The organism is Paenibacillus sp. P4_E11, assembly GCF_056401635.1.
In genome coordinates, this window is the sequence record NZ_JBFUIX010000159.1 from 1 (window position 1) to 6,948 (window position 6,948).

Genomic DNA, 6,948 nt, shown 5'->3' on the forward strand with positions numbered 1-6,948 from the left:
TTGCCACACCGGCTCGGTCTGCCCCTGAACAAGCTTGGCTGACAAATTCTCCATCCTGTTCGTCATGATGGTAAGATTCGGTCCTGCATCGCTCACTGTAAAACTTTTCAACCCTTGAACAACCGCAGATTCGCTTTCCAGATGCCATATGATTTCATAGTTATGCTCTTCTTCATCTTGCGGCGTCAGCCTGTCGATCACCAGAAAGCATGGAGAAAGGAGCGGATGGTTTTTCAGAAAGAGTACGCTTCGGCTGTGCGTGACCTTAATCTGTGCCTGAGCACCGTAGCCTTCGTCATAGGCTCCTTGAACAAAATCAAAAGCTTTGGAGGAACGCCATTTCACGTCCGCCGACAACCGGATATCTTCCTCTTCCCACCGGTAAGCTATTCTCCGGTTTTGATCCGTTCGGTCTACACGAACCGTATTGTGTGAGCGGGTAGACAGCACATAGCGCCTCATTTCGGAGTCGTCATATGCGTAATTGCCGCCTTCTGTAAGCAACAGCTTTCCGTAGGCATGAATAAGCAGATTCAGTTTATCCTCGTGCTGATGAGCTTTTCCGAAAGGCCCCGCGTCAAACATGGCCCATACGGCTTGCCGATCCCAGCTGTTGCGCATGACATAATATCCGCTATACGGTAATGGGATGGACGTTTCGATCGGCGGTTTTCCTTCCTGCCCTTCCGTATAGGCCCAAACAAAATCATCCCGGTGCGGATACCGCCGTGTCGCCTCCAGCATGGCAGTAGAAGCCGACACTCTCAGCCAGCGGCCATCGCTCACATCCGGCAGTCTGCCGTCCGGCATCATCAGCTTCACATTGATGGAGCAGGCATTTTCAAGTGCGTCAACTAATTCGGGAGCAATCGGAATCTCATAAACCTCATACAACTGAATGACTTGAAAATAATTATTGAGAACGACCTCATGATAATTCGTACTCAACTCGTACTGGAAACCATCCGGGTAAATTTGTTTTCTTAATTCTTCGATCAGCTTCTCCTGAGCATACTGTCTCCAATTTTCCGCTTCCCTGAATTCGGGACAAAGTACGCCGATGTGGGCCAGACCGTTCATCTCCATCAGCAGCCAGTTGCCTTCCCGGTGCTGGTGGCGAAGCCTTATTGCATGCTCCCACAACGATTTATACCAATCAACCAACACTTCGTCAGTGAAGTGGGGAGAGTGATAACAGGCATGAAGGGCATATGGCCACGCATTACCCATGCGCAGACCGCATTCGATCGTCCGCCACCCGTAAGTCGAATTGCCCGGCGCATTCTCCGGCACAACGACCTGCCGAACCCAACTGGTAAACAGATTAACGAGTCCTTCGGCATATTTCTCAGCTCCTGTTTCCCGGTAACGCTTCGCCAGCACTTCCCATTCCCAATGGCGGTTCAACTGCCAGGTCCATTCCATATATTGATTGAAAGTAGGATTACCGGACCAGTCCACTTTCCCGGAGAATTGATGAGGCGTGCCGCAAGAGACAAGATTTAAGGACAAGATGCGCTCGCCCATTTGTTCCAACGTCTCTCCCGGGGAAAAAAACTGGTTCTGCATTTCATGAGGCGGGATACGGAAATACAGCTCTGGACGCAACGATTTCCGCACATGTTCGGCAAATAACCGGCGCGCCTTTCCGAAATCTTCGTTTTCGGCCGCTTGCTTGATATTTTCAAGACCCGGCAAGCTTGTATTGATCGAACGGGTAAAAAATTCATGATCGCTTACGAGGGGGCCAGTTCGATCTGTTTGATTTTCCATTCTAATCGTTACCTCCATATCAGCCCTTTATTAACGGCTTTCATTCCGCTCTTGAGTGCTTGAGTCTATATTCCCCCGGAGTTATTCCGGTGACCCGTTTGAATGTACGTATGAAATTTTGCGAATTGTTGTATCGAAGCCGATCCGCGATATCCGACACCTTCAAATCGGTTTGTGTCAGCAGCTCCTTTGCTTTCTCGATCCGGTATCCGATGATATATTCGGTAAACGTAACGCCAACCTCTTGCTTGAACAAGCTGCTGAAGTGCGATACCGGCATCATCACCATATCGGCCAGCTGCGGTTGGGACAGATCTTCGTCGTAATGCTCGTGAATATATTCGAGTACCTTCTCCGTAGTCTGCGAATTTCGCTCGCTGCGAAGAAGACGGATATGGGTAACCGCCGTCAATAAAATGTTTGTTTTGAGCCACTGCTTAATATGTTCGATCGTTTTGAATCCGTTCAACGTCTGATAAACGTTGTCTGTAAACAGCTTCGGCCCGCCATTCGGGTCGAGCTCGTATAACGTTCGCTGCGACGCGGCGAGCAGTTGTACGAACGATTGGCGCACTTGGTCGATTTTCACTTCTTCCGCTTTGAGCGCTTCGGCAAAATCGTCGACAGCGGTCTCGATTTGATCAAGATTGCCAAGCTTCAAATTCGTCAGAATGAGCTGTTCCTGCTCCACGGGGTAATAATATACGGCCGCCTCGGGATTGACCCGATCGATAAACAGCACGGTACCGGTTCCTACGATAAGCTGGTACTTGATTGCTTCTACAGCCTCTTTGTAAGAGCGATGTACGTTTTCAATCCCCGTATAGCTGTGGCCGACGCCGATTGTCGCCGTTACGTGCAGCACCCGATCAATTCCCCCCCGGATTTCCTCGGAAATCCGAAAAATATCCGATTGCGCCTGACTCGCTTCGCCATCCCTCGGCCCGTGGTTGATGACGATGGCGATCTGCTCCGACTGCATTCTGACGACCATTCCGTCCGTATGATGGCTGATGATTTCTTTGGCTATATTCATCGCCGCATACAGAAACAAATTTACGTCCTGCTCCGATTGGCCCCGCAAATTATCCAGTTCGACGCATAGCGCTGTATAGTATGGATATGTCGCAGGTACTTGATAATAATCTAGCTTCTCGCCGAACTCCCCCTGCCGGAACGGCTCTGTTAGAAGACGCTGGATAAAGTTGGCTCGCAAGAGCGGCATCGACTGCTGAATCTGGCTTTCGAGCTGGCTGTTTTCCGACTGAAGCGATTCGACGTAATAGCGAATGAGGCCGAATTCGTCCATTTTATGAGGCGACGGCTGATTGAACTTGCCGATGCTGCGAATCGTCTCGACAACGCCCGAGATCACCCGAAACAGGCGCTGCGACAGCAGGATCGCCGCGAAGAGACTGACGAGGATAAGCGCCAGACAAATGACAATCGTCGTTTTTTTAATCGACTGGATATGGATCGTCAGTTCGCTTAGCGGCACAATGGAAACATAACGCCAGTCGTTATAGGAGGATTTGAGCGAATTGACCAGCATTCGCCGGCCGTCGATTTTGAGTTCGCCAAACGATTCCGGCAGGTCGGACTCCATTAAGTCGTGGGTAAACGGATAGTCGAAGAATTCGCGATTTAACAGCGTCTTGTTCCAATCCGAGAAAATATTCCCTGAAGGCGTAATAATAATCATTTCTCCGCTGGTGCCGAGATGCATACTGCGGAACACCTCGAAAAACGCCCGTTCGTTCAAGTTGATGATCAAATAACCGAGCGCCTGATCGGAAGTCACCGGCAAACGGCGGACAAGCGTCACGACATGGGACCCGCCGCGTGGCGTCGAAGCGGTCGTTTTGCGATCAAGCCAGAAATACGGCTGTTTGCTTTCATTAATTCGTTGAAGGAGTTCCGCATCAAGCTTCGACGCTTTGACAATCCCTTCGCTCGGACTGACGGCGAGCTGCTGCTTTTTCATGTACAAGTAGACGGAATCCACATTTTCGATCAGCGTTTCCATGGAATTGAGGATGGTCGTGACGTTCTTGAACAAAGCAATGTCTCCGTATGGATCAGGCGACTTCAAAAAATCCGTTAATGTCGGATTAAACGCTTGCTGCAGAACGATTTTGTCATCGGTGACGAGCAGCTTGTCGATTCGTTCCTGGATTTGCCGCATCGTTTCTTTGTTCGTTTTGCCAATTTCCTGCATCATGCTCGTGCTGGCGATCATGTAGGTGATGACGCCAAGGACAATGACCGGAACAATCGAAAATAAGGAAGCGGCAAGCAGCACTTTCAAGCGCGTCTGTTTCGATGAGTCTCGTTTCCATATGGAGCGAAGCATGCGGTTACCGCCTTTCAACCGAATCTTTCGAATGAATCTATATTCTAATCAATAAAAACCGGAAGATCAATTCCCAAAAGGAACCGATCGTCCGGTGTGAAGCATAGCAACACGGGGGATGATGCCGGAATAAAGCACGTCTTATTTTTTGTTCGCTTTGTACCAATCATTCACTTCTTTGGTCATTTGGCGTCCGCCTTTGTCCAGCCATTCGTTCGCGAACTTGTCGAAGTCTTCGATCGGGCGCTTGCCCATGACGACATTGACGAAAAACTCGTCTCGCAGCTTGCCAAGATCGGCGCCTTTTTCACGCTGTGTTGGCGCAAGGAACCCGGCCGCCGGATTTCTCACGCCTTGTTTCGCGACATAATCGTACATATCGCGCTGTTGCTTCTGTACATCTTCCGGAGCCGTTGACATGACGTTCAAATAAGGATCGAATTTGTTATGTGAGATCAGATTGACGACGCCGTCGGCCTTCAGCTTGTCGTTATTGGGCTTCAGTGTCCCGTCGGCATTTTTGGTATAATAGGCGCCTTCGATGCCGTATTTCTTGAAAAGAGCGCCTTCATCGCTTGCTTGCCAATCGAGAAATTCGATAATACGCTTGACCTTTTCTTTGTCGTTCCCCAGCTTCGCCGGAATCGCCTGCAGACCGTAAAAACCGATCGTTTCGGATACGCCGGATTTACCAGTCGGTCCAACCGTATGATTGATCATGACAAATTTTGCGTTCGGGTTCGTTTTGGCAAGCGCTTCGACGAATCTAGGGTAATCACTTATATTCCCGATGTAAATGCCCGCATTACCGTTATTGACTTTATCCCATACTTGCGTAGTTTTCAACACGGCAAAGTCTTTGTCGATGGCGCCCTCCTTGTAAAGATCGCGCAGATAAGCGAGTCCTGGCTTACGTCCCGGGGTGATCACGCTGTTCATCAAGGTACCGTCTTCCATGACTCGCCAGCCATTGCCGATATCGAACGCATTCCAAATGATGTCGAGGAACGCCAGGTTTTCGCCAACGGCGAAGCCGAACGTATCCGCCTTACCGTTTTTGTCAGGATCGTTCTTCGTAAATGCGACCGCCGTTTTATACAGCTCGTCCGTCGTTTTCGGAACAGGCAAGCCCAAATTATCGAGCCAATCCTTGCGAATCATTACTGTCAGGTTGGTTGTCGGCCGAGTTCTCGGGATTCCGTAAATTTTGCCGTTGATTTTCACGTTGTCCCAAATCCCTTGGGGTGTTTTCATGATGTTCGGCGCAGCCTTAATGTAATCATCGAGCGCAAGAAAAGCGCCTTGGTCTACGTAATTGCTGAAGTCCGCCGAAGGAAACGATTCCCATACCATGAAATCCGCCATATCACCTGAGGCGACAGCCAGCTTCACTTTTTCCTCCGAGCTATTGTTTGGAATAGCCAGCGGCTCGTAATCGATTTTGAATTTGTCTTCGATGAATTTCCAAGCTTCCGTTTTTTGCGGCGGATCTCCGTACAGCGGGAACATCGAACTGATTTTGATCCGTTTTTTTTCCGCCGTCGTTGCGCTGTCTGCAGGCTTGTCGGAACCCGCTGGTTCTTTCTTTGCACAGCCGATTGCCCCCCCCAGCATAGTTACTGCTAGGACAAGCGACAGGGACGTGCGCCATTTGCTTTTGTTGTTCATGTTTCTGACCTCCTGATATGAATTTTATTATATATGGTGAAGAGAACCCGGAAAACAGGTCCTCCGAACCCCCGGGTGGATCAGCCTTTGACTGAACCGAGCAGTACGCCTTTCGCAAAATGTTTCTGCAGAAACGGATAGACGAGCAGAATCGGTACCGTCGCGACGATGGTCGCGGCCATCTTGATCGTTTGCGGCAGCACTTGCGAGCTTGCTTCAAGAGAAGCATTCTGGAATTGCTCGACGGAACCTTCAATGATCATTTGCCGCAGCAGTACCTGAATCGGCCATAAATCGGACTTATTGATATACATGACGGCCGAGAAAAAGCTATTCCAATGGCCAACCGCGTAAAACAGCGTGAATGTGGCGAGAGCCGGCATCGATAGCGGCAGCACGATGCGGAACAGGACGCCGAAGTTGCGGCAGCMGTCGATGCGGGCCGCTTCTTCGAGCTCTTCGGGAATGCTATTGAAAAAGTTTTTCATAATAATCAGATTAAATGCGCTGATGGCGCCGGGTAAAATAACCGACCAGACCGTATTGAGCAGATGCATGTTTTTGACCACCAGGTAGGTGGGGATAAGTCCGCCGCTGAATAGCATCGTCACAACGACGAGAAACAGGATCGTGTTGCGGCCGCCCAGTCTTTTTTTGGCAAGCGGGTAGGCCATCAGGGAAGTGAGAACGAGATTGACGAACGTGCCCGTTACCGTAATCACAATACTCATCCACAAAGAGCGGACAAAATGCGTGTTGGAAAAGATCGTATCGTAAGCGTCCCAAGTTACTTTATCAGGCCACAAGATGAGTCCGCCGCGAAGGACTTGCTCCATCGGCGCAAGCGATGTGGCCAGGACGTATATGAACGGAAACAGCATAACGAGCGAGAAAAAGACAAGAATGCAAATATTGGAAATATCAAAAAGTCTGCTGCCGAACGACGGTTTATAGTGCAAATCGGTTCCTCCTATCTGATTCCGGACATCTGTGTTACGAAGCCCTGCGAGTTAGTAAACGCCTTCTTCTCCGAATTTTTTGGTCAGCCAATTGGCAGTAACGATCAGCACCATGCCGACGGCAGATTTGAACAAGCCGATCGCGGTCGTATAGCTGAACTTGCCTCCGATAAGCCCCTCCCGGTACACATATGT

Annotated in this window: 4 protein-coding genes and 1 pseudogene; all 5 read right to left on the reverse strand. The window is 49.8% G+C overall.

Annotation, left to right across the window (positions count from 1 at the left end; all coding sequences use genetic code 11):
- On the reverse strand, positions 1-1,773 hold a 1,773-nt coding region (locus AC1DWB_RS29910), incomplete at its 3' end, for an alginate lyase family protein (RefSeq protein WP_477544750.1).
- Positions 1,774-1,813: 40 nt separating this feature from the next.
- Positions 1,814-4,126: a helix-turn-helix domain-containing protein gene (locus tag AC1DWB_RS29915; RefSeq protein WP_477544751.1), complete on the reverse strand. Its 2,313-nt coding sequence runs from the start codon at positions 4,124-4,126 to the stop codon at positions 1,814-1,816.
- 141 nt (positions 4,127-4,267) lie between these two features.
- The gene (locus tag AC1DWB_RS29920; RefSeq protein ID WP_477544752.1) at positions 4,268-5,794 is read right to left on the reverse strand and encodes an extracellular solute-binding protein; all 1,527 of its coding nucleotides are present in this window, start codon (positions 5,792-5,794) and stop codon (positions 4,268-4,270) included.
- Positions 5,795-5,874: 80 nt separating this feature from the next.
- Positions 5,875-6,753, reverse strand: a complete 879-nt coding sequence (locus AC1DWB_RS29925; RefSeq protein WP_477544753.1) for a carbohydrate ABC transporter permease — start codon at positions 6,751-6,753, stop codon at positions 5,875-5,877.
- Positions 6,754-6,804: 51 nt separating this feature from the next.
- Positions 6,805-6,948 (reverse strand): annotated as a pseudogene (locus tag AC1DWB_RS29930) (sugar ABC transporter permease); the annotation flags it as partial.

What these genes read in the sequence shown, in the direction of transcription:
- AC1DWB_RS29920 (WP_477544752.1), bottom strand. Translation starts at nt 5,794, where the DNA reads ATGAACAACAAAAGCAAATGGCGCACGTCCCTGTCGCTTGTCCTAGCA.
- AC1DWB_RS29915 (WP_477544751.1), bottom strand. Translation starts at nt 4,126, where the DNA reads ATGCTTCGCTCCATATGGAAACGAGACTCATCGAAACAGACGCGCTTG.